The organism is Pseudomonas sp. TE36184 (assembly GCF_054060055.1).
Map to the genome: position 1 here is coordinate 2,237,160 of NZ_JBSSCU010000001.1, position 22,649 is coordinate 2,259,808.

Here is a 22,649-nt window from a genome sequence, read left to right on the forward strand (position 1 = left end):
CAGTTGCGCTGCACTATCGCGCAGCCTGGATGTCGTAACTCGCATGCGCCCATTCCCAGGAGAAACCATGAGCCAGGACGTCCTCGCCAAAGAAACCAACCGCCGCCAATTGCAGCAGATCATCTCCGGGTTGTCCGACGGGGTGATTTTGGCCGAGCTAGACCAGACCATCCTCTGGGCCAACGAGGCCGCGCTGACCATGCACGGGGTCAGCGCGGTCGAACACCTGGGCGCCAACAATCAGGCCTATGCCGAGCGGTTCGCCTTGCGCTATCGCAATAACCACCCGCTGTTGCCGGACAACTACCCGCTCAGCCGGGTGGCGGCCGGCGAAGCGTTCAGCGACGTGATCGTGGAAGTCAGCCCCACCGGCGACGACGAGCGCAGTTGGGTCCATCGCCTGCGCAGCCTGGTGCTGACCGATTCACGCGGCGAACCGGAGCTTTTGGTGTTGATCCTCAGCGACGCCACCGAATGGGCGAGTGCCGAGCAGCGCTTCGAAAAAACCTTCAACGCCAACCCCGCGCCCGCCGTGATCTGTCGCCTCAGCGACCTGCGCTATATCAAGGTCAACCAGGGCTTTCTGGAGATGACCGGCTATAACCGCGACCAAGTGATCGGCCGCTCGGTGTATGAACTGGACGTGCTGGAACACGCCGAGCGCAAGGACCTGGCCATCCAGCGCCTGGCCGAAGGCGCGACCATCCCGCAGATGCAGGCCGAATTGAGATTGCCCGAGGGCGGCAGCAAGTTGGTGATCGTGGCCGGCCAGCCGTTGGACATGAACGAGGAAGACTGCATGTTGTTTTCCTTCACCGACCTGGAACCGCGGCGCAAGGCAGAAATCGCCCTGCGCCAGAGTGAGGAGCGCTTCGCCAAGTCGTTCCGCCTGACGCCGGTGCCAACCCTGGTGTGCAACGCCGACAACCGTCAGGTGGTGGATATCAACGAAGCCTTCATGAGCATTACCGGCTACACCAGTGAAGAACTGATCGGCAAAGCCATCGAAGACATCGACTTCATCGACAGCGCCCAAGCCTGCGCGCAGTTGTTCGCCACTCTGGAAAAAGCCGGCAACCTCGACGGGCTGGATCTGAAGGTGCGCAAGAAAGGCGATGAGGTGATCGACTGCGTGGTGTCCGCCGATACCGTGAGCATCCAGGACGTGCCCTGCTACCTGCTGGTGCTGATGAACATCACCGAACGCAAGCGCTCGGAGCTGGAGCTGGTGGCGGCCATCGAAGAAGTGATGCAGGACGCCTCCTGGTTCAGCCAGACCCTGATCGAAAAGCTGGCCAACGCCAAAGGCGCCAACCGACCCAATGTGCCGGGCATTGCCTTCACCGATCTCACCACCCGCGAGCGCGATGTGCTGGGTTTGATTTGCGAAGGCCTGGCCGACAAAGAGATCGCCTCGCGCCTGAAGCTGGCGCCCAACACGGTGCGTAACCATGTGGCCACGGTGTATTCCAAACTGGGGGTGCATAGCCGTAGTGCAGCGATCGTCTGGGCCCGTGAGCGCGGGCTGTTCGCCGGTGAACTGCGTCTGAAAAACAAGCGCTGAAAGTGCAAATGCACTAGTGCGGTTAGTGCGAATTCGCCTTATTGCGCCTAGGTGTAATGCTTAACCTTCCTGAGGTGGGCACAGGCTTTCGATCCTGTGTCGTCGTATTCCACACCCGGAAGGAATTAGCATGTTTACCCTGTCTCAATTGCGAAATTGCATCGAAGAAGGCCTGTCGCCGCTGACGTGCGAATTCACCCTGTGCCGGGACGCGTCGCTGACCCTCAAAGTCTTCGACGCCGAAACCGGCCGGGTCGACCTGGTGGTCACCGGGATCAGCACCAATCGGCTGCAGACCCCGCAAGAAGTGGACAAGATGGTCGAAGAATTACGCTACGAGCTGCACAGCAACCACCTGGGCAAACTCACTCTGGATGACTTGCCTTCAGCCTCGCACCCATGAAATAGAACACCCCGCCACCGACGATAAACGCCCCCAGCATGTAGAACATGTAATGCGCCGGCAGGCTGGCCAACACCAACCCGCACAGCACCGGCCCCAGCGCGGCGCCGAGGTTGGACAGGTTTTGCGCGCCGTAATACATGCCGCGCAGGTGGTCCGGGGCAATGCGGTCGATAAACATGTACTCGGCCGGGAACACGACGATTTCCCCCACGGTAAACACCGCCATCGCCAGCACCCACCACAGTACGCTGGTGGACAGCGCAAAGCCGATCAACCCCAGCATGAACATGCTCAAGCCGAAGATCAGCCATTGGCTCAGGTAACGGTGCGAGATGCGCCGACCGATCACGTATTGCAAGGCAATCACCAACACGGCGTTCGTCGTAAGCACCGCGCTGATGACCTTGTAGGTGTATTCAGCAGTGGTGGTGGTCACCAGGTATTGCGACAGGTAAGCCGTGAACTGGCCGAACACCACCGCACTGAGCACGCCGCCAACGGTGAAGCACACCAGGCGCCGATCCTTTAACAGCACGCGGCCGACAGCCAGGAACGACACCGGCTTTTGCGTGGCATCGACAGTGGCCAGCGCACGATCGCCCCAGCGCCAGTACAGCAGGAAAAACCCCGCCCCCAACAGCGCCGACAGCATAAACGGCAAGCTGATATCCAGCCTGGCCACCATCGCGCCGAAGAACGGCCCCACCGCATAGCCGATATTGGTCAGGGTATACTTGATGGAAAACACCTCACTGCGCGCGTCTTCCGGCAACAGGCTGGCAAAGCCGGCTTTGATCGCAATATCGATGACCGCGTAAGCCAGGTTGATCAGGATCAGGCAGCCGTAGAACGCCCAGATAGTCTGCGCGAGCACCGTACCGATAAAGCCCACGACAAACAGCGCACTCAAGCCCAGCAGTAACCGATAGCTGCTGATGCGATCGACGAGAAACCCGCCATACACGCTGAGCAACGAACCGACGATCAGCGAACTGCCGATCACCAGGCCGACCTGGGTGATGTCCAGGGTAAAGTGCCGGGTGAGGTAGATAACCAGGTACGGAAAGGTGATCGCCTTGGCCAGCGTCAACATCAACGTGGCGGACAGCAACAGCTTCACTGTGCGGGGGTAGTGTCTTAGGGTGGCAAGCATCCTGCTCTCATTCCATGAAGGTAACGCGGCCATTGCAGCCGGTCACCTTACCTCAGTAACCCGAAAAAAAGCAGACGTTGCCAGCGGATTATTGCTTGACCGGGGTGATCTCGAGGACGGTGCCGTTAGTGGTTTTGAGCAGCACAAACCTATTGCCCTCGTGAAATTTATCCTGTAATTTTTCATGAAATTTAACGAAATAAATTTCATGAACCAACAAGAAGAACTCGAAGCCCTGGCAATCCTGATCCACGACCTGCGCAAGTACAAGAAACTCACCCTCGCGCAATTGGCGCAAAAGATCGAGCGTTCGGTGGGTTTCCTGTCTCAGGTCGAACGAGGCCTGTCACGCCCGACCGTGGCGGACCTGACCGCGATCAGCCACGCCCTTGACGTGCCCACCACCTATTTCTACAGCCTGAGCAAGCCCAAGGCCATCAACTGGGTGACGCGCCCCAACGAGCGGCGCACGGTGTATTACGCCAATGGCATCACCGACATCCTGGTCTCCCCCAACATGAACGGTGCGTTTTCGATGCTCGACAGCCTGCTGGCCCCCGGAGCCAATAGCGGTGAGCAGACCATGAGCGACCGCGCCGAGCAGGCCGGGTTTGTGCTGGAGGGTGAGTTGACGCTGTGGGTGGAAGGGGAAGCCGACTCGGTCACCCTGCACCAAGGCGACAGCTTCCACCTGGCCAGTTTCGCCCGTTGCCGCTACGCCAACCTGACCGAACTGCCCGCCCGCGTGCTGTGGGTTTACAACTAGGAGCTACACCCGTGAAAAGCCATTCCTCCACGCTGCTGGCCGAAGTACGGAGCTTTCGCCAGAACCACCCCGACGTGCGTTATGTCGACCTGATCGCCCTGGACATCCCCGGGCATTTCTACGGCAAGCGCTACCCGGTGGAGATGCTGGAAAAAGTCGCCGCCGGCGGCCCCTTGAAGCTGCCGCAGAACGCCGTGCTGCTGGGGGTTCAGGGCGGGTTGTTCAAGATCGGTGATTACTGCTTCAACGACGGCGACCCCGACGCCAACCGCCGCCTGGTGCCGGGCACGCTCAAGCCGGTGAGCTGGGAGTCGCAGCCGCTGGGCCAGATGCTGATCACCTCGGACGGTACGCAAGCGCCGATCGAATTCGAACCGCGGGAAGTACTGGCCAAGGTCCTGGAACGCCTGCACCACAAAGGCATTCACCCGGTGGTGGCCTTTGAACTGGAGTTTTACCTGTTCGACAAGCAGCTCGACAACGGCCTGCCGCAATTCGCCCGCGACCCGCTGAGTAACGACGCCGACGACCAGCCCAACCTGCATATCGAGCGACTGTCGCGCTTCAGCGAGGTGCTCGACGATATGGCGCAAACCGCCAAGGACCAAGGCATCGACATCACGGTGATCACCGCAGAACTCGGCCCCGGCCAGTTCGAGATCAACTTCGGCCACTTGGACGATGGCCTGCGCGCTGCCGACTGGGCCGCCCTGTTCTGCCGCAGCACCCGCGGCGTGGCGCTCAAGCACGGCTACCGCGCCAGCTTCATGGCCAAGCCCTACCTGCAATTCCCCGGCAGCGGCATGCACGTGCATGTCAGCCTGTACGACGGCGCCGGCAACAACATACTCGCGGCCCATCAACAGCAACCCCTGCGCCACGCCGTGGCCGGCTGCCTGGAGTTGCTGCCGCACTGCATGCCGATCTTCTCGCCGAACCACAACGCCTTCCGCCGCCTGGGCGGTACGGTCAACGCCGCCACCCGTGCCAGCTGGGGCTTCGAAGACCGCGATGCGTGCGTACGCATCCCCGAGTCCGACCCGCGCAACCTGCGTATCGAACACCGCCTGGCCAGCGCCGATGCCAACCCGTACCTGGTGTTGGCGGCGATTCTGGTGGGGTTGGAGCATGGGCTTGACGCCAAGCGCGAACCCATCGCCCCACTGAACGACGACCGCAACAGCGGCACCGACTTCCCCCTGGAAATGCTCGAGGCCGTGCGCGCCATGCAACATCAAGCGGTATTGCGCGATAAGCTGGGCGCGGAATTTGTCGACGTGTACTGCGAGAACAAACGCCAGGACCACTTGGCGTTTCAGCAGGAGATCAACGCACGGGAATACCGCTGGTTTCTCTAACCCCCCATGGAATCACCGATGACCGACCAAAGCGCCCCGGCCCTCAAGGAAATCTTCAACGCCGAACGCCTGCAACACATCGCCACCGAGATGACGGCGGTGTACCCGGCGTTCGACGCCCAGGGCTTTCTCCAGCACGCCAAGGCCGGGCTGGCCGAGTTGTCGGTGATGCAGCGCGTGGCGCGGGTCAGCGACAGCCTGCATGCGGTGATCCCGCTGGATTACCCACAGACTCTCACGCGGCTCTATGCCCTCGCGCCGCGCTTGAACAGCGGCTTTGTCAGCCTGTTCCTGCCGCACTACGTGGCGAGTCATGGCCGGGATGACTTCGAGCGCTCCATGGCCGCGCTCAAATATTTCACCACCTTTGGCTCCGCCGAATTCGCGATCCGGCACTTCTTGCTGCACGACTTCCAACGCACCCTGGCGGTGATGCAACAGTGGTCGCTGGATGACAACGAACACGTGCGCCGCCTCGCCAGCGAAGGCTCGCGACCGCGCCTGCCGTGGTCATTCCGCCTGGCCGACGTGCAGGCCACCCCCGCGCTGTGCGCGTCGATCCTCGACAACCTCAAGGCCGACAGCAGCCTCTACGTGCGCAAGTCCGTGGCCAACCACCTCAACGACATCACCAAGGACCACCCCGATTGGGTCCTCAGCCTGATCGAAGGCTGGTCGCTGGATAACCCGCACACCGCCTGGATCGCCCGCCATGCACTGCGCAGCCTGATCAAGCAGGGCAACACCCGCGCGCTGACGATCATCGGCGCGGGAGCCAAGGCCGAGGTCAAGATTCATCACCTGCGCGTCACGCCGGCGGTGATCACACTGGGGGAGCGGATCAACCTGACCTTCAGCCTCGAATCCACCGCCGCCACACCACAAAAACTGGTGGTGGACTACGCCATCGACTACGTAAAAAGCGCCGGCCACCGTGCGGCCAAAGTGTTCAAGCTAAAGGCCTTTACCCTTGGCGCAGGCGAGCAGCAGCACATCAGCCGCGAACAACATATCCGTGAACTGACCACGCGCAAGCACTACCCGGGCAAGCACGCGGTGCATGTGCTGGTGAATGGAGAACGGCTGGGCAGCGCGGAATTCGTCTTGCGCGATTGACTCAGTTCAAGCAACACCACAGATCCAATGTGGGAGGGGGCTTGCCCCCGATAGCGCTGCTTCAGTCATGCATGTTTTGGCTGACACACTGCTATCGGCGGCAAGCCCCCTCCCACATTTGGATCTCCATAGATCAGATAGACCCTGATCTGCTTTTGCTCTGCTCTTGCTTGGCCTTATAGCCAACCTGATCTTGGAAGCTGAATCCGGTCAAAAGTGTGGGAGGGGGCTTGCCCCCGATAGCGCTGCTTCAGTCATGCATGTTTGGGCTGACACACTGCTATCGGGAGCAAGCCCCCTCCCACATTTAGATCTCCATAGATCAGATAGACCCTGAGCTGCTTTTGCTCTGCTCTTGCTCTTGCTTGGCCTTATAGCCGACCTGATCTTGGAAGCTGAATCCGGTCAAAAGTGTGGGAGGGGGCTTGCCCCCGATAGCGGTGAATCAGTCATGCATGTTTTGGCTGACACACTGCTATCGGGGGCAAGCCCCCTCCCACATTTGGATCTCCATAGATCAGATAGACCCTGATCTGCTTTTGCTCTGCTCTTGCTCTTGCTTGGCCTTATAGCCAACCTGATCTTGGAAGCTGAATCCGGTCAAAAGTGTGGGAGGGGGCTTGCCCCCGATAGCGGTGAATCAGTCATGCATGTTTTGGCTGACACACTGCTATCGGGGGCAAGCCCCCTCCCACATTTGGATCTCCATAGATCAGATAGACCCTGATCTGCTTTTGCTCTGCTCTTGCTCTTGCTTGGCCTTATAGCCAACCTGATCTTGGAAGCTGAATCCGGTCAAAAATGTGGGAGGGGGCTTGCCCCCGATAGCGCTGCTTCAGTCATGCATGTTTTGGCTGACACACTGCTATCGGGGGCAAGCCCCCTCCCACATTTGGATCTCCATAGATCAGATAGACCCTGATCTGCTTTTGCTCTGCTCTTGCTCTTGCTTGGCCTTATAGCCGACCTGATCTTGGAAGCTGAATCCGGTCAAAAATGTGGGAGGGGGCTTGCCCCCGATCGCGGTGAATCAGTCATGCATGTTTTGGCTGACACACTGCTATCGGGGGCAAGCCCCCTCCCACATTTGGATCCCCATAGATCAGATAGACCCTGATCTGCTTTTGCTCTTGCTTGGCCTTATAGCCGACCTGATCTTGGAAGCTGAATCCGGTCAAAAATGTGGGAGGGGGCTTGCCCCCGATAGCGCTGCTTCAGTCATGCATGTTTTGGCTGACACACTGCTATCGGGGGCAAGCCCCCTCCCACATTTTTGATCCAGGTTCTTCAGGCGGACCCGCCGAGCAACAGTGGCTGCTCCCGCGCGCACAACTCCACCACGTAATCCCACAACACCCGCAGCCGCACTGACTTGTGCAGTTCCCGGCGCGAGCTGATCCAATAGCTGCGCTGAATCCCCTCCCCCGGCAACAACGCCACCAGGTCCGGATCACCGGCCGCCATGAAGCACGGCAACACCGCAATCCCCAGCCCGGAACGCGCCGCCTGGTGCTGGGCGATCACGCTGGTGCTGTGGAACACCACTTTGGGGTTGCGGCAGAAGCTGCTGAGCAGTTTCAGTTCCTGGCTGAACAGCAGATCGTCGACGTAATCGATCCAGGCATGGGCGGCGAGGTCTTCGCGTTTTTCAATCGGCGGGGTGCGCGCCAGATACGCGCGGCTGGCATAGAGCGCCAGGCGGTAGTCGGTGAGTTTGCGCGTGACCAGTTGATCGACGCTGGGACGTTCGAGGTGGATGCTGATTTCGGCTTCGCGGTTGAGGATGCTGACGAAACGCGGCACAGCCACCAGCTCCACTTCCAACCCCGGATAGCGCTCGAACAGCCCGCCCATGCGGCTGGCGAGGAACATCACCCCCAGCCCTTCGGCCACGCCCAGGCGGATCTTGCCCAGGGGCGCGGCGGCGTGAGTCAGTTCGTCTTCGGCCAGCAGCGCGACGTTTTCCATGGCTTCGGCGTGTTTGAGCAGGGCCTCGCCGGACGGCGTCAACTCATAGCCGTGGGCGTGCTGCACGAACAACGCGGTGCCGAGGCTTTTCTCGATCGCCTCGATATGCCGCGCCACGGTGGCGTGGGTGGTTTTCAGGCGTTGCGCGGCGGTGAGCAGGCGGCCGCTGCGCTGCAACTCAAGAAAAAACCGCAGGTCATTCCAGTCGAACATAGCGCCTCCAATCCGTGAGCCTGGACCGCACTGTTTAAAAACGCACAGCCACTGGGTAAAAACTAACATTTTTAAGACGAAAACTAACAACTAGGATGGAGCCAATAAGAAAAACAAGCGAGACCTCAGATGCCCACTGCAACTGCTGAATACGATTACATCGTCGTAGGCGCCGGCCCCGCAGGCTGCCTGCTGGCCAATCGACTGTCCGCCAACCCCGCCCACCGTGTGCTGTTGCTTGAAGCCGGTGGTCGCGACAATTACCCCTGGATTCACATCCCCGTCGGCTACCTGTTCTGCATCGGCAACCCACGCACCGACTGGTGCTTCAAGACCGAAGCCCAGGCCGGCCTGCAAGGCCGCGCCCTGAGTTACCCGCGGGGCAAGGTGCTCGGCGGTTGTTCGTCGATCAACGGCATGATCTACATGCGCGGCCAGGCTCAGGACTACGACGGCTGGGCGGCGGCAGGCAACCCGGGCTGGGCGTGGGAAGACGTGCTGCCGCTGTTCAAGCACAGCGAGAACCATTTTGCCGGCGGTTCGGCATTTCACGGCGACGGCGGTGAGTGGCGCGTCGAGCAACAGCGATTGCATTGGCCGATCCTGGATGCCTTTCGCGAGGCCGCGGCGCAAAGCGGCATCGCCAACGTCAGCGACTTCAACCAGGGCGATAACGAAGGCTGCGGTTACTTTCAGGTCAACCAGAAGGCCGGCGTCCGCTGGAATGCGGCCAAGGCGTTCCTCAAACCGATCCGCCATCGGCCGAACCTGACGGTATTGACCGAAGTCGAAGTCGACCGCGTGTTGCTGGAAAACGGCCGCGCATCGGCAGTGGTCGGGCGTCAGCACGGCCAGTCGCTCCGTTGGAAGGCCCGTAAGGAAATCGTGTTGTGTGCTGGCGCCGTGGGTTCGCCCGGCATTTTGCAGCGTTCGGGGATTGGCCCCGCCAACGTGCTCAAGCCGCTCGGCATCAATGTGTTGCATGAACTGCCGGGGGTTGGCGGCAACCTGCAGGACCACCTGCAACTGCGGCTGATCTACAAGCTGGAAAACGCGCGCACCCTGAACCAGATCGCGGGCAGCGTGTGGGGCAAAATGGGCATGGGCCTGCGTTACCTGTATGACCGCAGCGGCCCGCTGTCGATGGCGCCCAGCCAGCTCGGTGCGTTTGCCCGCTCGGGCCCGGAACAAACCTCGGCCAACCTTGAATACCATGTGCAGCCGCTGTCCCTGGAGCGCTTCGGCGAGCCGTTGCACGCGTTCCCGGCGTTTACCGCGTCGGTCTGCGACCTGCGCCCGCAAAGCCGCGGGCGTATCGATATTCGCTCGGTCAACCCGGCGGATGCGCCGTTGATCCAGCCCAATTACCTCAGCCATCCGCAAGACCTGCGGGTGGCTGCCGACGCGATTCGCCTGACTCGACGGATCGTCGCCGCGCCGGCCCTGAGCCCGTTCAAACCGGTGGAATACTTGCCCGGCGATGCGCTGCAAACCGAAGAGCAACTGCACGAAGCCGCGGCGCGCATCGGCACGACGATCTTCCATCCGGTGGGCACCTGCCGCATGGGCAGTGACCAGGACGCGGTGGTCGACGCGCAGTTGCGGGTGCATGGCGTGCCGGGGCTGCGCATCGCCGATGCCTCGATCATGCCCCGCATCACATCCGGCAATACCTGCTCACCGACGCTGATGATCGCGGAGAAAGCCGCGCAACTGATCCTTTCACCGAACACTGTAGGAGCGAGCTTGCCCGCGAAAAACACAAAGGCGCCGCGTTCATCCAGATTTCCCGCGTAATCGTTGGTGATTTTCGCGAGCAAGCGCGCGCCTACAGAGGAACGGAAAACAGACCGGTGCTGAGGTTGGCACCGACAGTGGAACAACAATAAATAATCACTGTGAGGGATACCCGATGTCAGAACATGCTCAAACCCTGGGCTCGGCGGTCAGCACGAGCACCGTCAGCGAATCGAGAAAAGTCATCTTCGCCTCGTCCCTGGGGACGGTATTCGAGTGGTATGACTTCTTCCTCTATGGCGCCCTCGCGGCGGTGATCAGTAAACAGTTCTTTGCCGGGGTCAACGACACCACGGCGTTTATCTTTGCCTTGATGGCCTTCGCGGCCGGCTTTGTGGTGCGCCCGTTCGGCGCGCTGGTGTTTGGCCGCCTGGGCGACATGATCGGGCGCAAGTACACCTTCCTCGTGACCATTATCCTGATGGGTGTGGCGACGTTCTGCGTCGGCCTGTTGCCCACGTATGCCAGCATCGGCATTGCCGCGCCGATCATCCTGATCGCCCTGCGCATGCTGCAAGGCCTGGCGTTGGGCGGCGAGTACGGCGGCGCGGCGACCTATGTCGCCGAACACGCCCCCGCCGGCAAGCGCGGCCTGCACACCAGTTGGATTCAATCCACCGCCACCCTGGGGCTGCTGTTGTCATTGCTGGTGGTGCTGGCCTGCCGCTACTTCACTGGCGATCAGTTCGAAGTGTGGGGCTGGCGCATTCCGTTCCTGTTTTCCATCGTGCTGCTGGGCATTTCCACCTGGATCCGCATGAGCCTGCATGAATCGCCGGCGTTCCTGAAAATGAAGGAGGAAGGCAAGGCCAGCAAGGCGCCGATCCGCGAGTCCTTCGGCAAGTGGGAAAACCTCAAGGTGGTGCTGATTGCGCTGTTCAGCATCAACGGCGGGCAAGCGGTGACCTTTTACGCGGCGCAGTTCTATGTGCTGTTCTTCCTCACGCAGTTCCTGAAGATGGACCCGGCCCTGGCCAATATGCTGCTGATCATCAGCGTGGTGATTGGCGCACCGTTCTTTATCTTCTTCGGCTGGCTGTCGGACAAGATCGGGCGCAAACCGGTGCTGATGCTCGGCCTGCTGCTGGCGACCGCGCTGTACTTCCCGATCTTCAAGGGCCTGGCGCACTACACCAACCCGGCGATGGACCAGGCCAGTCGCCAGGCGCCGATCACCGTGCTGGCCGACCCGGCCACCTGCACCTTCCAGTTCGACCCGGTGGGCAAGGCGCGTTTTGACAGCCCCTGCGACAAGGTCAAGACCTTCCTGGTCAAGCAAGGCCTGCCCTACAGCAGCGCCGCCGCCCCCGCGGGCAGCCCGGTGCAGGTGAGTGTGGGCGACGTGCACATCGATGGCTTTGACGAGTCGGCCCTGCGCGCCGCCGTGACCCTGGCCGGCTACCCGACATCGGCGGATGTGGCGCAGGTCAACAAGGTGATGGTGGTGGTGCTGATCGTGGTGCTGATCCTGATCGCGGCCATGTGCTACGGCCCGCTGGCGGCGTTGATGGTGGAACTGTTCCCGACACGCATCCGCTACACCTCGATGTCCCTGCCCTATCACATCGGCAACGGCTGGTTTGGCGGCTTCCTGCCGACCGTGTCGTTTGCCCTGGTGGTGTACACCGGCGATATCTTCTATGGCTTGTGGTATCCGGTGGTCGTGACCGGGGTGAGCCTGGTTGTCGGGATGTTCTGCCTCAAGGAAACGCGGCATGTGGATATCGACAACAACTGACCTGACCACCTGAACACCGCAGGTCCCCTGTGGGAGGGAGCAAGCCCCCTCCCACATCTGCTCTGCGGCGCCACACAAATTGCTGTACATCCATACAGATAATGGTTGCTCAAATCCCTCGGACTACGCATCCTGCAAGGCATCAACCCGATCTGATGTGATGACCATGCGGCTGTTCCTCTGTGAAAAACCCTCCCAGGCCAAGGATATTGCGGCCGTGCTCGGCGCCACGCGCCGTGGCGACGGTTGCTGGCTGGGCAACGGGGTGACTGTCACCTGGTGCATCGGCCACCTGCTGGAAACCGCCCCGCCCGACGCCTACGACGCCAAGTACAAGCGCTGGGTGCTCGCCGACCTGCCGATCGTCCCGGACAAATGGAAGATGCGCGTCAAGCCCAAGACCGCCGCCCAGTTCAAGGCGGTCAAGCGCCTGCTGGGGGAAGCCTTGGAACTGGTGATCGCCACCGACGCCGACCGCGAGGGCGAAATGATCGCCCGCGAGCTGGTGGAACATTGCCGCTATCGCGGACCGATCCAACGCCTGTGGCTGTCGGCGCTGGACGACGCCTCCATCCGCAAGGCCCTGGCCGCGCTCAAACCCGGCGCCGAGACCTTCAGCCTGTACCACTCGGCCCTCGGCCGTTCCCGCGCCGACTGGCTGATCGGCATGAACATGAGCCGCCTGTTTACCTTGCTCGGCCGCCAATCCGGTTACCAAGGCGTACTGCCGGTGGGCCGGGTGCAGACCCCGACCCTGCGCCTGGTGGTCGACCGCGACCGCAGCATCGCCGATTTCGTACCGGTGGCCTACTGGGCCATCGATGTCGACCTGCGCCACGCGCACATGACCTTCACCGCCCAATGGCGCGCCGTCGACGATGCCTGTGACGACCAAGGCCGCTGCCTCAACCCGCAACTCGCCCGGGACGCCGCCGACGCCATGACCCACGCCGCCAGTGCGCGGCTGGTGAAGTTGCGCACCGAACGCATGCGCGAGGTCGCGCCCCTGCCCTTCGACCTGGGGACGTTGCAGGAAATCTGCTCGAAGAAGCTCGGTCTCGGCGCCCAGGAAACCCTGGACATCGCCCAATCGCTGTACGAAACCCACAAGGCCATCACCTACCCGCGCAGCGATTGCGGCTACCTGCCATTGAGTCAGCATGGCGACGCGGCGAAGATCCTTGCCGCCCTGGGCCGGGCCGACGCGGCCGTCAACGAACTGATGCCGCATCTCGATCCCCAGCGCCGCTCGCGGGCGTGGAACGACGCCAAGGTCAGCGCCCACCACGGCATCATTCCCACCGGCGCCGGCAAGGATGCCGGGCAGCTCACCGGCAAGCATCGGGCGGTCTACACACTGATTCGCGCGCGCTACCTGGCGCAGTTTCTGCCCAACCATGAATACGACCGTACCCAGGCGGATTTCGACTGCGCCGGCCAAGCACTGCGCGCGGTGGGCAAAGTCGTCATCGAGCCAGGCTGGAAACGCGCGCTGCCCGAAGCCCTTGCACCCGCCAAAGGCCGTGAGGCGCCGGCACCGCAAGCCCTGCCGGCGTTGGTGCAGGGCCAGGATTACGCCGTTGCCAAGGTCAACCTCAAGGACCTGTGGACCCAGCCGCCCAAACCCTTCACCGAGGGCGACCTGATCAAGGCGATGAAAAACGTCGCCAAGCTGGTGGAAGACCCGTTGCTCAAGCAAAAGCTCAAGGACACCACCGGCATCGGCACCGAAGCCACCCGCGCCGGGATCATCCAGGGCCTGCTGGACCGAGGCTACCTGGTGAAAAACGGCAAGGCCCTCTCGGCCACCCCGGCGGCGTTCAGCCTGATCGATGCGGTGCCGCGCGCCATCGCCGACCCGGGCACCACGGCGATCTGGGAACAGGCGCTGGACATGGTGCAAAGCGGCGAAATGAGCCTGGAAGAATTCGTCGCCAAGCAAGCGGCCTGGATGAGCAAGCAAATCGCCCGCTGCAACGGTATGCGTATGACCATCACCGGCCCCGCCAGCCCGGCAGGCCGCGGCGCCACCCCGTGGAAGAAGAAACGCACGGCCGCGCCCCGCAAGACGGCGGCCAGCCCAAAGCGGGCGAAAAAGCCGACAAGTACCGGGTAAACCATGAATAAATCCGGCGGATGACGTTTTTCGACAGCTTTAACGCCGCTTTGGTCCTTGCTCCGGCGCCGGCCGTCTAGGATTCTGTAGGGGATTGCTGACTTCCCAACAACAACACCGGAGTGGCCACCATGAAAACCGTCTCAGAAGTACTCAAAGCCAAAGACAAGCAAAACCAGGAAGTCCACACCATTGAATGGGACCACACCGTATTCGAAGCGTTGGTGGTGATGTCATCAAAAAATGTCGGGGCCTTGCCGGTCGTCAAGCAGGGTGAGGTGGTTGGCATCATCAGCGAGCGCGATTACGCACGGAAGCTGATACTCAAAGGCCTTTCTTCCGTCACCACCAAAGTCCACGAGGTCATGAGCTCTCCAGTCATCACGGTCGATGCCCACAAGACAGTCGAAGCCTGCATGAACATCATGACCGACAGTCACCTGCGCCACCTACCGGTGGTCGTCGACGGAAAACTGCTGGGCCTGCTCTCCATCGGTGACCTGGTCAAGGAAGCCATTGCCGAACAAGCCAACCTGATCAAGCAACTGGAGCAATACATTCGCGGCGAATAGGAGAGCCCATGCTCGACATGCTCGAACATCAAGAAGACCACCTCGAGACCCTGCACCGGGCCATGGCCGCACGGCGTTTTCTGGTGCTGACCGGGGCGGGGATCAGCACGTCATCAGGTATCCCGGATTATCGGGACAGCGAAGGCGTGCGCCGAGGCAAGGCGCCGATGATGTACCAGGAGTTCCTGGCCACCCCGCAAGCGCGGCGCCGTTATTGGGCACGGGCGATGCTGGGCTGGCCACGGGTACGGATTGCGCAGCCGAACCAGGCCCACCTGGCGCTGGCCGCCTTGCAACATCGCCAGCGTATCAGCGGGCTGATCACACAAAACGTCGACACGCTGCATGACCAGGCCGGTAGTGAGGATGTGATCGAGCTGCATGGCAGCTTGCATCGCGTGCTATGCCTGGATTGCCATCGGCCCAGCGCACGCGATGTGATCCAACGGTTGATGGAGGCCGAGAACCCGTACCTGGCGGGCGTCGACGCCGTGCAGGCACCCGACGGCGATACGCTGCTCGACGCAGCGTTTGAACAACGTTTTCGCGTGCCCCGCTGCCCCCATTGCGACGGTGAACGGCTCAAACCGGACGTCGTGTTCTTCGGCGAAAACGTTGCCCAGGCCACCGCCGCCAGGGCGATGGCGGCGGTGGAACACGCCGAGGGGCTGTTAGTGGTGGGGTCGTCGCTGATGGCCTATTCGGCGTTTCGCCTGTGCAAGGCGATGGTCGAGCAAGGCAAACCGGTGATTGCCATCAATCTGGGCAAGACCCGTGGGGATGAGTTGTTGCAACTGAAGATCGCGGCATCCTGCGAGCGGTTGTTGCCGCTATTGGCAGAGCGCCTGGGATAGCCAGGGCACCGCCCCTCAAAAATCAGCGGGAGACCCGGGCAGGCCAACGAACTGCAGCGACCCACCGCACAAAAAATGACGCCTGAGTCACACCTCCTCGCATGCCCCCATCCCCACAGCGATTTATGTAGTGATCAAAAATAATCACTACATAACCGTTGACGTAACCTTTTTGTCCTTGCATGATCTAGACGTCTCCCGGATCGGGAGCGTTGGTAACAAGCGTTTTGAACAAGCTCGTCTGACCGCCGAGCTGTTTCTTCCGGATGTGCACTGCCCACAAGGCAGATTGATGAAGCTGACCGACCCGAAGGGTTCGGTACAAGGAGCTCAAACGCTGCTTGTCTTCGTTATGAAACCATTGCGTAGCAGTTCATCAGCAAGACTACATGCATCAGGTTCAAGACCCTGCCCGTATTCGGCAGACCGTCACTGACGCCCGGTTTTCGGAACCGGAGACAACTAAGCAGTTTTAACGAATCAATTGATAGATCGCCAACTGGTCAAGGGGCTTACACATGAATCTGAACAACCAACCAACTATCGAAGAATTGGCTGAGATGTTCGCAGCGCAGAAAGACACACTCGACGACCATATCCTGTGGATTGGCAAATCGGGCAAAGTCCAAATTGACTGCCTGGCGCCCCACACCGAAGAAGCCGAGTTCGACAAAAACAACCGTGAACTGGCGGCGCGCCTGAAGATGTACCGCCGCGGCCAGGGTTATGTCGGCAAGAAAGCGGCGGCCGATCGCAATTTCATCGAGCAAGTGTTCGACACACTTAACCACGCGTGGGAGTCTTTCAAAGACAACTCGCAAGTTAAAGTAATCGACCGCTACTACTAAGTACTTCTCAACTAATGTGGGAACTGGCTTGCCAGTTCCCACATTTTTTATGCAACTTCAAAAGTTGGGGTAACGCCCTTTCCCCGCTTCATCGCGGAAAATATCAAACAACACCTGTGCCGCCGCCGACAGTTCATGCCCCGGTTTGGTCAACACACCAATCGGCCGCTCGATCACCGGATCGGTCAAGGTGATGCAATGGGCGCCCGCCTCCTGCATCTGCTGCGCACATAATGCCGGTACGGCGCTGACCCCCAGGCCACTGGCAACCATCTTGCCCACCGTCGCCAATTGATGACTCTCCAGCGCCACCGGCAATTTCATCTGCAAGGCGCCCAGATGCTCCTCCAGCATCACCCGTACCGTCGAGGGTCGTTGCAGGGCAATGAACGGTTGTTCCAACAGGCTTTTCCAGTCGATTTCAGCACGCAGTGCCAAGGGTGAATCCATGGGCACCACGGCAATGAAGCGGTCCAGGTATAACGGCGTAAACGCCAGCGACGACCCCTCGGACGGTTCGAACGCCACGCCCAACTCGACCTGGCGATCACGGACCATTTCCAGCACCTGTTCGTTGATCAGGTCATGCACCGTCACGTTCACATGGGGGTAACGCGCGCGGAATATCTTCAGGATCGGCGGCAGCAGGTTGCCCGCAAACGACGGCATCGCCGCCACCGTTACGCGCCCGCGCTGCAGGGTGAAGCGCTGGCGCAGTTCATCCTCGGCGTTGTCCCAATCGGCAATCAGCCGACGCGCCAGCGGCAATAAGGATTCCCCTTCAGGGGTCAGCGCGACATTCCGTGTATTGCGGCTGAACAAGCGCCCGCCCAGCCCTTCTTCCAGACCTTTGATGGTCAGGCTCAGCGCCGACTGAGAGAGGTGCAGGCGCTCGCAGGCGGCGGCAAAACTCAGGCTCTGCGCCACAGCCAAAAAGGCACGCATCTGTTTGACGGTCATGACATTACTCCGGACGACGGCTCGACTATGCAGTTTTTTAAATCAATCAACCTTAAAAAACAACTTAACAAATCAATCCGTCGGCGCAACACTCGAGGCATTGGCTGGCCCACTAACAATAAAAGAGGTGCATATGGCAGGTTTCGATAAACGCGTGGCGTCCTATGAAGAAGCCCTCGCAGGCCTGGAAGATGGCATGACCGTACTCGCTGGCGGCTTTGGCCTGTGCGGCATTCCGGAAAACCTCATCGCCGAGATCAAGCGCAAAGGCACCCGCGACCTGACCGTGGTTTCCAATAACTGCGGCGTCGACGGCTTTGGCCTGGGCGTGCTGCTGGAACAAAAGCAGATCCGCAAAGTGATCGCGTCTTATGTGGGCGAAAACGCCCTGTTCGAGAAGCAACTGCTCAGCGGCGAAATCGAAGTGGTGCTCACCCCCCAAGGCACCCTGGCGGAAAAAATGCGCGCCGGCGGTGCTGGCATTCCGGCCTTCTTCACCGCCACCGGCGTCGGCACCCCGGTGGCCGAAGGCAAGGAAACCCGCGAATTCAACGGTCGCCCGTACCTGATGGAAGAATCCATCACCGGCGACTTCGCCATCGTCAAAGGCTGGAAAGCCGACCACTTCGGCAACGTCATCTACCGCCACACCGCCCAGAACTTCAACCCGCTGGCCGCCACCGCCGGCAAGATCACCGTGGTCGAAGTCGAGGAAATCGTCGAACCGGGCGAGCTGGAACCGTCGCAGATCCACACCCCTGGCATCTACGTCGACCGGATCATCTGCGGCACCTTCGAGAAGCGCATCGAACAGCGCACCGTCCGCAAATAATCCCTCCAGCCCGAAGAGAACAAGAGGAACAGCACAATGGCTCTCACCCGCGAACAAATGGCTCAACGCGTCGCCCGCGAAATGCAGGACGGTTTCTACGTCAACCTGGGCATCGGCATTCCGACCCTGGTGGCCAACTACATCCCGGAAGGCATGGAAGTGATGCTGCAATCGGAAAACGGCCTGCTCGGCATGGGCCCGTTTCCCACCGAAGACACCATCGATGCCGACATGATCAACGCCGGCAAACAAACCGTGACCGCGCGCATCGGCGCCTCGATCTTCTCCTCCGCCGAGTCCTTCGCAATGATTCGCGGCGGCCATGTCGACCTCACCGTGCTCGGCGCGTTTGAAGTGGACGTACAGGGCAACATCGCCTCGTGGATGATCCCGGGCAAGCTGGTCAAGGGCATGGGCGGCGCCATGGACCTGGTGGCCGGCGCGGAAAACATCATCGTGATCATGACCCACGCCTCCAAGGACGGTGAGTCCAAATTGCTCAGCCAATGCACCCTGCCGCTGACCGGTGCCCACTGCATCAAGCGTGTGCTGACGGACCTTGCATACCTGGAAATCGACAACGGCGCCTTTATCCTAAAGGAGCGTGCCCCAGGGGTCAGTATTGAAGAGATTGTCAGCAAGACAGCCGGTAAACTAATCGTCCCCGACCACGTTCCAGAAATGCAATTCCAGTGAGGACACATTCCATGCAAGACGTTGTGATTGTTGCTGCCACACGTACCGCCGTAGGCAGTTTTCAAGGATCGCTCGCGAGCATCCCGGCACCGGAGTTGGGCGCTGCCGTAATCCGTCGCCTGCTGGAGCAGACCGGCCTCGACCCGGCCCAGGTGGATGAAGTGATCCTCGGCCACGTACTCACCGCAGGCTCAGGCCAGAACCCGGCGCGCCAGGCGTCGATCCTCGCCGGCTTGCCCCATGCCGTACCCGCGATGACCTTGAACAAGGTCTGCGGTTCGGGCCTCAAGGCCCTGCACCTGGGCGCCCAGGCCATCCGTTGTGGCGATGCCGACGTGATCATCGCCGGCGGCATGGAGAACATGAGCCTGGCCCCCTACGTATTACCTGGTGCGCGCACCGGTTTGCGCATGGGCCACGCCAAGATGATCGACAGCATGATCACCGACGGCCTGTGGGATGCATTCAACGACTACCACATGGGCATCACCGCCGAGAACCTGGTGGACAAGTACGGCATCAGCCGTGAAGCCCAGGACGCCTTCGCCGCCGCGTCCCAGCAAAAAGCCGCCGCCGCCATCGAAACCGGCCGCTTTGCCGATGAGATCACGCCGATTCTGATCCCGCAGCGCAAGGGCGACCCGGTGGCCTTCGCCGTGGATGAACAACCGCGCGCCGGCACCACCGCCGAGTCGTTGGCCAAACTCAAACCCGCGTTCAAGAAAGACGGCAGCGTCACCGCGGGCAACGCATCCAGCCTCAACGACGGCGCCGCCGCGGTGCTGCTGATGAGCGCCGACAAGGCCAAGGCCCTTGGCCTGCCCGTTCTGGCGCGTATCGCCAGCTACGCCAATGCCGGCGTCGACCCGGCCATCATGGGCATCGGCCCGGTCGCGGCCACCCGCCGCTGCCTGGACAAAGCCGGCTGGAGCGTCGGCGACCTGGACCTGGTCGAAGCCAACGAAGCCTTTGCCGCGCAATCCCTGGCGGTGGCCAAAGAGCTGGAATGGGACGCCGACAAAGTCAACGTCAACGGCGGCGCGATTGCCATTGGCCACCCGATCGGCGCATCAGGCTGCCGCATACTGGTGACCCTGCTGCACGAAATGATCAAGCGCGACGCCAAAAAAGGCCTGGCGACACTGTGCATCGGTGGCGGCCAAGGCGTAGCCCTGGCCCTTGAGCGCAGCTGATTCAAGAGCAACACACGAAAAGGCCCGGTTCCACGAAAAACCGGGCTTTTTTTCGCCTGTCAGTCCGCACGCGGCACCGCAAACACCGCGTTCGCCCGCGCCACGACTTTCTCCCCCACCTGCAGACTCACCGTGGCAAATGCCATTTGCCGGCCACGCTTGTGATGCTCCAGTCGTACCACGATCCACTCCCCCACTTGCACCGCGCCCAGGTAATCGACAGTCATGCTCGCGGTAATCAACGGCAATGGCGGCTCACTGGAAAACGCCATCGCGTAGCCCATGCCGATATCCGCCAGGGTCGCCAACACCCCGCCATGCACCGTGCCGCGGCCATTGGCATGACGGTTGTCGGCGCGCAGGCCGATTTCCAGTAGCAGACCTTCACCCCGGCAATACGCCGGGCCCAACAAGTCGAGCAGCGGGCTGCTGCGCGGCAGTGAGACAAAACCTTCGGGCACGGCGTGAGCGATCATCGCGGAGTCTTCCTTGGAGTCAGGCATGAGGTGTACCCCAGGCCCCACACGGCGACTATTACCATCAGCCGCACATATCCTCTGCAATGCCTGGGGCTGATTCACCAACCCCGCTCAGGACCGGCCTCAGCGCTTCATACAGCGCTGATAACGCTCATCCACCCGCTGGGCGAACCAGGCAGTGGTCAGGTTGCGGGTGATCTTCGGACTCTTGAGCACGATGCCCGGCAGGATCGCGCGCGGCAGCGGTTTGCCGGCCGCCGTGTCGGCCAGGGCAAACACGCGTGTGTAGAGCGTGGTCTGCTCAAAATCCAACTGTTCGCCCTGCTCCAGCTGACTGCGGATGCTGGGGTTGCGCATGTCCAGCCGGGCGCCGAGGGAACGCACTGCCAATTCGGTGCTGCCGGGCAGCAGCGAGCCGTAGCGGATCAAATCCCCGTCCAGCGCCAACTCGGTGCCTGAGACGCGGCTGACGGCGGCCTGGAACGCGGCGTTGCGGCTGGCGTACCAACCGGCGTTGAAGTCGGCAAACCGGTACAGCGGCCGGTCATAACTCACTGGGTAACCAAGCAAATGGGCGATGCCAAAGTACATGCCGCCACGTCGCGTGAACACTTCCCGACGGATCGTGCCGTCTACCGTGTAGGGATAACCCCGCGCCTGCTTCTGCGCAAAGTCGATGCTGACTTGCATCGGGCCGGCGGTGTGTACCGGGTTGAAGCCGCCAAACAGCGTATTGCCCAAGGGCACCATGCTGATGAAGTCATCGAAGATCCCGCTCAAGTCTTTCTCCGTGCGGGCGGCATTCAAGCGATCGGCGTAGGACTTACCAGTGGGCGAACGCAGTTGCAGTGCCGTGCGGACCAACACCGCCGGCACATGCACCTTACCGGCACGGCGCAGGATTTCATCCTGGGCGATCTTGCCCATGTTCGGCACAGGTGGGTCGACCTGGTAAGTGGACTCTTGCTCAGTCACCGCCAGCACGGCGCAGATGTTTTCGGTACTCGGGTAGATGTGCTGGGTGTCGAAAGCGGTGTAGATATCCTGGGCCCAACCGTTGCGATCGGCGACCTTGGCGGGCAGCAAACGCACGATCTGCGCCTTGACCTCAGCTTCACTGCGCTCCGGCTGTTGCGGGCCGCGTGCGGTCGAGCAACCGGCCAGCACCAGCAAGGGCGTGAGACACAGGATCAGGCGGCGTAGGTGCATGGGGCTTCCTTGAGGGGCGATGGGCCGGGCGATGCAGATATCGACCGATAAGTCTAACGCGGGTTCGCCCTGTGGCCCCCTCGCCAACACAATGCGAATATGACAGGATCTTTCACCGACCATTCGTACAAGGAGTTTGAATGCCATGCTCAGCATGAACTTTCTCATCACCTGCCTGATCGTTGTGCTGATTCCCGGCACCGGCGTGATCTTTACCGTGTCCACGGGGCTCATGGCCGGCAAGCGCGCCAGCGTGTTCGCCGCGCTGGGCTGTACCGCTGGGATCATCCCGCACTTATTGGCATCCATACTCGGCCTTTCCACCCTGCTGCACACCAGCGCATTGGCATTCGAAGCGCTGAAATTCGCCGGAGCCGCCTACTTGCTGTACCTGGCCTACGCCACTTGGCGCGATCGTTCGGCCTTCGCGGTGAATGACACACCAACGGCAACCACGGCCCGTGGCCTGATGCTGCGCGGTTTTTTGCTGAATATTCTCAACCCCAAGCTGACGATTTTCTTCCTGGCCTTCCTGCCTCAGTTCGTCACACCGGCCAGCACGGCGCCGGCCTTGCAAATGCTGGTGCTGAGCGGCGTGTTCATGGCCATGACGTTTGCGGTGTTTGTGGTGTATGGCCTGCTGGCCAATGTGTTTCGCCGCGCAGTGATCGAGTCACCACGGGTACAGAACTGGCTGCGGCGCAGTTTTGCGGCGGCCTTTGCGGGGTTGGGCTTGAACCTGGCGCTCGCACAGCGCTGAAAAACGCTGCAACCCACTGTGGGGACGGGCTTACCCGCCCCACAGGTTGGG

20 protein-coding genes are annotated in these 22,649 nt (G+C 61.2%); 15 read left to right on the forward strand and 5 right to left on the reverse strand.

Annotated features, from left to right (window positions below):
• The first annotated feature begins 67 nt into the window (after nt 1-67).
• Nucleotides 68-1,564, forward strand: coding sequence for a helix-turn-helix transcriptional regulator (locus tag ACVWZP_RS09710; protein WP_046485900.1), 1,497 nt, complete (start codon nt 68-70; stop codon nt 1,562-1,564).
• A 130-nt stretch (nt 1,565-1,694) separates the two neighbouring features.
• Complete coding sequence (locus ACVWZP_RS09715; protein ID WP_017847058.1) at nt 1,695-1,967, forward strand: DUF1652 domain-containing protein; 273 nt, start codon at nt 1,695-1,697, stop codon at nt 1,965-1,967.
• Here ACVWZP_RS09715 and ACVWZP_RS09720 read toward each other — a convergent pair.
• Nucleotides 1,930-3,123, reverse strand: a complete 1,194-nt coding sequence (locus ACVWZP_RS09720) for an MFS transporter (protein ID WP_079443312.1) — start codon at nt 3,121-3,123, stop codon at nt 1,930-1,932. The genes ACVWZP_RS09715 and ACVWZP_RS09720 overlap by 38 nt on opposite strands.
• A gap of 208 nt (nt 3,124-3,331) precedes the next feature.
• Here ACVWZP_RS09720 and ACVWZP_RS09725 point away from each other — a divergent pair, with 208 nt between their 5' ends.
• The 3 genes from ACVWZP_RS09725 to ACVWZP_RS09735 are packed head-to-tail and all read left to right on the forward strand — an operon-like array spanning nt 3,332 to nt 6,363.
• Nucleotides 3,332-3,889, forward strand: a complete 558-nt coding sequence (locus ACVWZP_RS09725; RefSeq protein WP_017847055.1) for a helix-turn-helix domain-containing protein — start codon at nt 3,332-3,334, stop codon at nt 3,887-3,889.
• Nucleotides 3,890-3,900: 11 nt separating this feature from the next.
• A complete protein-coding gene (locus ACVWZP_RS09730; RefSeq protein WP_057004910.1) occupies nt 3,901-5,247 on the forward strand; it encodes a glutamine synthetase family protein in 1,347 nt (448 codons plus the stop codon).
• Between the two features lie 18 nt (nt 5,248-5,265).
• Nucleotides 5,266-6,363 carry a DNA alkylation repair protein gene (locus tag ACVWZP_RS09735; RefSeq protein ID WP_457369707.1) on the forward strand — a complete coding sequence of 366 codons (1,098 nt, stop codon included), beginning with the start codon at nt 5,266-5,268 and terminating at the stop codon, nt 6,361-6,363.
• Nucleotides 6,364-7,650: 1,287 nt separating this feature from the next.
• Here ACVWZP_RS09735 and ACVWZP_RS09740 read toward each other — a convergent pair.
• Nucleotides 7,651-8,544 (reverse strand): LysR family transcriptional regulator, encoded by an 894-nt coding sequence (locus tag ACVWZP_RS09740; protein WP_457369708.1) that lies wholly within the window; start codon nt 8,542-8,544, stop codon nt 7,651-7,653.
• A 129-nt stretch (nt 8,545-8,673) separates the two neighbouring features.
• Here ACVWZP_RS09740 and ACVWZP_RS09745 point away from each other — a divergent pair, with 129 nt between their 5' ends.
• From ACVWZP_RS09745 to ACVWZP_RS09770, 6 genes are all read left to right on the forward strand, one after another.
• On the forward strand, nt 8,674-10,341 hold the full coding sequence (locus ACVWZP_RS09745) for a GMC family oxidoreductase (RefSeq protein ID WP_457369709.1): 1,668 nt from the start codon (nt 8,674-8,676) through the stop codon (nt 10,339-10,341).
• A 115-nt stretch (nt 10,342-10,456) separates the two neighbouring features.
• Nucleotides 10,457-12,079, forward strand: coding sequence for an MFS transporter (locus tag ACVWZP_RS09750; RefSeq protein WP_169881439.1), 1,623 nt, complete (start codon nt 10,457-10,459; stop codon nt 12,077-12,079).
• Nucleotides 12,080-12,245: 166 nt separating this feature from the next.
• Entirely contained in the window at nt 12,246-14,195 is a 1,950-nt protein-coding gene (locus ACVWZP_RS09755; protein WP_449100897.1) for a DNA topoisomerase III, read from the forward strand.
• Between the two features lie 131 nt (nt 14,196-14,326).
• Nucleotides 14,327-14,767, forward strand: coding sequence for a CBS domain-containing protein (locus ACVWZP_RS09760; protein ID WP_017847048.1), 441 nt, complete (start codon nt 14,327-14,329; stop codon nt 14,765-14,767).
• A gap of 8 nt (nt 14,768-14,775) precedes the next feature.
• Nucleotides 14,776-15,621 carry an NAD-dependent protein deacetylase gene (locus tag ACVWZP_RS09765; RefSeq protein ID WP_046384020.1) on the forward strand — a complete coding sequence of 282 codons (846 nt, stop codon included), beginning with the start codon at nt 14,776-14,778 and terminating at the stop codon, nt 15,619-15,621.
• Between the two features lie 518 nt (nt 15,622-16,139).
• Nucleotides 16,140-16,469: a hypothetical protein gene (locus ACVWZP_RS09770; protein WP_017847046.1), complete on the forward strand. Its 330-nt coding sequence runs from the start codon at nt 16,140-16,142 to the stop codon at nt 16,467-16,469.
• Between the two features lie 57 nt (nt 16,470-16,526).
• Here ACVWZP_RS09770 and ACVWZP_RS09775 read toward each other — a convergent pair whose 3' ends face one another.
• On the reverse strand, nt 16,527-17,429 hold the full coding sequence (locus ACVWZP_RS09775; RefSeq protein WP_046384021.1) for a LysR family transcriptional regulator: 903 nt from the start codon (nt 17,427-17,429) through the stop codon (nt 16,527-16,529).
• Nucleotides 17,430-17,562: 133 nt separating this feature from the next.
• Between ACVWZP_RS09775 and ACVWZP_RS09780 the strand changes: the two genes are divergently transcribed.
• The 3 genes from ACVWZP_RS09780 to ACVWZP_RS09790 are packed head-to-tail and all read left to right on the forward strand — an operon-like array spanning nt 17,563 to nt 20,150.
• Nucleotides 17,563-18,261 carry a CoA transferase subunit A gene (locus ACVWZP_RS09780; RefSeq protein WP_017847044.1) on the forward strand — a complete coding sequence of 233 codons (699 nt, stop codon included), beginning with the start codon at nt 17,563-17,565 and terminating at the stop codon, nt 18,259-18,261.
• A 36-nt stretch (nt 18,262-18,297) separates the two neighbouring features.
• Complete coding sequence (locus tag ACVWZP_RS09785) at nt 18,298-18,957, forward strand: CoA transferase subunit B (RefSeq protein WP_010566045.1); 660 nt, start codon at nt 18,298-18,300, stop codon at nt 18,955-18,957.
• 11 nt (nt 18,958-18,968) lie between these two features.
• On the forward strand, nt 18,969-20,150 hold the full coding sequence (locus ACVWZP_RS09790; RefSeq protein WP_457369710.1) for an acetyl-CoA C-acetyltransferase: 1,182 nt from the start codon (nt 18,969-18,971) through the stop codon (nt 20,148-20,150).
• 59 nt (nt 20,151-20,209) lie between these two features.
• Here the strand turns inward: ACVWZP_RS09790 and ACVWZP_RS09795 are convergent, their stop codons facing one another.
• Together ACVWZP_RS09795 and ACVWZP_RS09800 are read right to left on the reverse strand one after the other, a co-directional pair.
• Nucleotides 20,210-20,626, reverse strand: a complete 417-nt coding sequence (locus ACVWZP_RS09795; RefSeq protein WP_457370391.1) for a PaaI family thioesterase — start codon at nt 20,624-20,626, stop codon at nt 20,210-20,212.
• A 126-nt stretch (nt 20,627-20,752) separates the two neighbouring features.
• On the reverse strand, nt 20,753-21,838 hold the full coding sequence (locus tag ACVWZP_RS09800) for a DUF1615 domain-containing protein (protein ID WP_057004905.1): 1,086 nt from the start codon (nt 21,836-21,838) through the stop codon (nt 20,753-20,755).
• Nucleotides 21,839-21,983: 145 nt separating this feature from the next.
• On the opposite strand from ACVWZP_RS09800, the gene ACVWZP_RS09805 reads away from it, so the two are divergent.
• Entirely contained in the window at nt 21,984-22,598 is a 615-nt protein-coding gene (locus ACVWZP_RS09805; RefSeq protein ID WP_457369711.1) for a LysE family translocator, read from the forward strand.
• Nucleotides 22,599-22,649 lie beyond the last annotated feature (51 nt).